The organism is Elstera litoralis (assembly GCF_000963705.1).
GTDB classification, from domain to species: Bacteria; Pseudomonadota; Alphaproteobacteria; order Elsterales; family Elsteraceae; genus Elstera; species Elstera litoralis.
Genome location: NZ_LAJY01000491.1, coordinates 1 through 2,717, shown reverse-complemented (window position 1 = coordinate 2,717; position 2,717 = coordinate 1). Strand labels below are relative to the sequence as shown.

The following is a 2,717-nucleotide window of genomic DNA, read 5'->3' as shown; positions in this document are numbered from 1 at the left end:
TTACTGTTTTTGTCATTGCTTGTCTCCTGAGGTCTCAAGAACTGGCATCTGGTTTGCGATGGGCATTGGTAACGAAATCTCGTCCCCGTCCCCCGCGTGTCTGCCGCATCCCTTGCAACGGTTAGACCAGCCCAGCCCCTCAGGAGGCCCTATGAAGACCATCGGTTATATTCTGGCTGCTTTTCCCGTTCTGTCGGAAACCTTTATCGGAACCGAGATGCGCGCCATGCAGAAGCGCGGGCACCGGATTGTTCCTATCGTCCTGACGCCAAAGACTTTTCCTGGTCAAGAGATCGATCTGCCATTGGTCGAAAGCGCCCTGTATTTGCCAGATCAGCCGGGCGAATTGGCGCTGCGGGCGGCCCTTGCCCCGTCGCTTTCCGCCCCGCGCGGTCTTGCATTCTGGTTTGCACAATGCAAATCGCCCCGTCGCAGTCTGCTGTGGAATGCCTGGAAGGTGGCTGCTCTCGCCCGTGCCAACGGCTGCGAGCATCTCCATGCGCATTTTGCCGGAGGAGCCGCCTCTCATGCCATTGTCGCCGCGCGCTGGGCGGGGCTCGGGGTGTCCTTTACCGGGCACGGGCACGATATTTATGCCGAACCCGAGGATCTGCCACAAAAGCTAAGCGCGGTCGATTTTGCGGCCTCCACCTGCCGCGACATGAGCGACGAGTTTAAGCGGCTTGCCCCTGAAACCCTGGTGCGGCGGGTGATTTGCGGGGTGGATCCCACGCGGTTTCGCCCCCGGAGCGGGTTGACGCCCGACAATGGCCGCTACCTGTTTATCGGTCGCTTGGTGGAGGCAAAAGGCGGGGCGGATCTTTTGGCGGCCCTCGCCCAGGCGCGTCAGCAGCAGGGTATCGCCTTAGCCTTGGATATTGTCGGCGACGGTCCGCTGCGCGCCAGTTTGGAAGCCCAGGTCGCCGCCCTCGATCTGGCGGCGCAGGTCCGGTTCCTCGGGGCAAAGCCGAGCACCTGGATCGCCGCCGAAGGCCCCGCCTATCGGGCCTTGATTTGCCCCTTCAAGGAAGCCGCCAACGGCGAGCGCGATAGCGGCCCCGTCGTCGCCAAAGAGGCGATGGCCATGGCGTTGCCGGTGATTGCCAGCGCGTTCATGGGGCTGAAGGAAATGGTGGCCGTCGATACCGGGTTTCTGTTTCCCAGGGGCGATCAAGACGCTTTGACGCGGGTCCTACTGGCGATGGAGGCTTTGAGCCCCTTGGAGCGTCGGCGGATGGGCAATGCCGGTCGCCAACGCCTGTGTTCGCTGTTCACCGACTGGCACCAAGCCTTTGACCTTTCGGCGGCGATTCAACAAACGCAGCCTGCGGGCGGGCCGAGCTTTAAGCGCTTCCGGCATCGGGGGCTCGCATGACGGCGCAGACCCTCCTGCGGCAAATGCTGCCCTATGCGCTCGCGCTGGCGGTGAGCAAGGCGCTGGCGTTTGCGCTGCTGCCGCTGCTAACCCGCGCCCTCGGGCCGGCGGGATACGCGCAGTGGGATTTACTGGCAACCCTAGCCGATCTCGGCGGGCTCGCCCTCGGGTTGGGATTGGCCGATAGCCTCTATCGCTTCACCCCAACGGCGCCGAGGACGCCGGCGCGGCTCCTGGGCCTAGCGCTTACGGCGGCGGTTGTTTTTCTGGCCGTGGGACAAACCATCGTGGCGCTTTTGCCGATACTGCCTTCGGCGTTCCGCGTCTCGCCTTGCACGCGCTCGTGGCCTCGCTTGCGCTGATCGCCTGCCTGGAAGTGCCGCTCGCGGCGTTCCGCTATGCCGGGCAGAGCCGTAGCTTTGCGCTGGGGCTCGTTGGGCGGGCGCTGCTTCAGGCCGGGTTTATCGCGGTGGCGGCGCTCTATGACGGAGGCGTGACCGGCCTTGCGCTGGCGACCTTGGGTGCGGACATTATAACGGCGCTGGTTCTGGTCCTTGTCACGATCCGTCGCTTTGGCATCGAGATCCGGCCCGCGCAGTGGCGTCAACCGCTCCGCTACGGCGTGCCGTTGGCGGCGGGCGGCGGGGCCGGGTTTGTGCTGGGGAGCTGCGACCGCTGGTTTCTGGTCGCCGTGATCCCGGCGGCCTCGCTGGCCCATTATGCTTTAGCGGCGAAATTCGCGCTGGTGGTTTCGCTCATTCTACAACCCTTTGCCCTCTGGTGGTATCCGCGCCGGATTGCCTGGATGGAAACCGCTGCCGGGCGTGGCCGGTCGGCACAGGCGGTGGGGGCGGGGTTGCTGCTTCTCACCTTGGCCGTTGCCACCACCAGCTTGCTCGGCCCGCTGCTGGTGGAAGCGCTCACCCCGCCGAGTTTTCATGCCGCAGGCCGTTGGATCGCGCCGCTCGCGCTCGCGATTGCCCTGAACGAAGCCGCAAGCCTGCTGAATGTTGGCTGCTATCTGGGGCAGACGGGGGCAAAACCGTTCTTGGTCAATTGGCTGGGCGCGGGAGTCGCGCTCATCGGCTATCTGCTGATCGCGCCGTTGAATGGCGTGATTGCGCCCGAAGCGATGGCGATTGTGGCGACGCTGGCGGCGCACGGCAGCCGGATCGCGCTTTTCCTCCATCTCGGGCGCAAAGCCGCGCCGATTCCCTATTGCTGGTGGCCGATTGCGGCTTTCGCCGGGATCGCGACGCTGGTGATCCTGGGCGTTCCCGCGCTGAGTTTGGTGGGGGTGGCGCGTGGCGCGGTTGCACTCGCGGCCCTTGCTCTTCTGACG

The 2,717-nt window shown here is 64.9% G+C and carries 3 protein-coding genes; all 3 read left to right on the top strand.

Translation table 11 applies throughout. The features are described 5' to 3' along the window. The first annotated feature begins 151 nt into the window (after window positions 1-151). On the top strand, window positions 152-1,375 hold the full coding sequence (locus VZ95_RS16290; RefSeq protein ID WP_045776797.1) for a glycosyltransferase: 1,224 nt from the start codon (window positions 152-154) through the stop codon (window positions 1,373-1,375). Continuing rightward, window positions 1,372-1,737 (top strand): hypothetical protein, encoded by a 366-nt coding sequence (locus VZ95_RS16285; RefSeq protein WP_045776796.1) that lies wholly within the window; start codon window positions 1,372-1,374, stop codon window positions 1,735-1,737. The genes VZ95_RS16290 and VZ95_RS16285 overlap by 4 nt, the downstream gene beginning before the upstream one ends. Further along, the coding region (locus tag VZ95_RS22265; RefSeq protein ID WP_052711856.1) for a lipopolysaccharide biosynthesis protein at window positions 1,707-2,717 on the top strand (1,011 nt) is incomplete at its 3' end. The genes VZ95_RS16285 and VZ95_RS22265, both read left to right, overlap by 31 nt.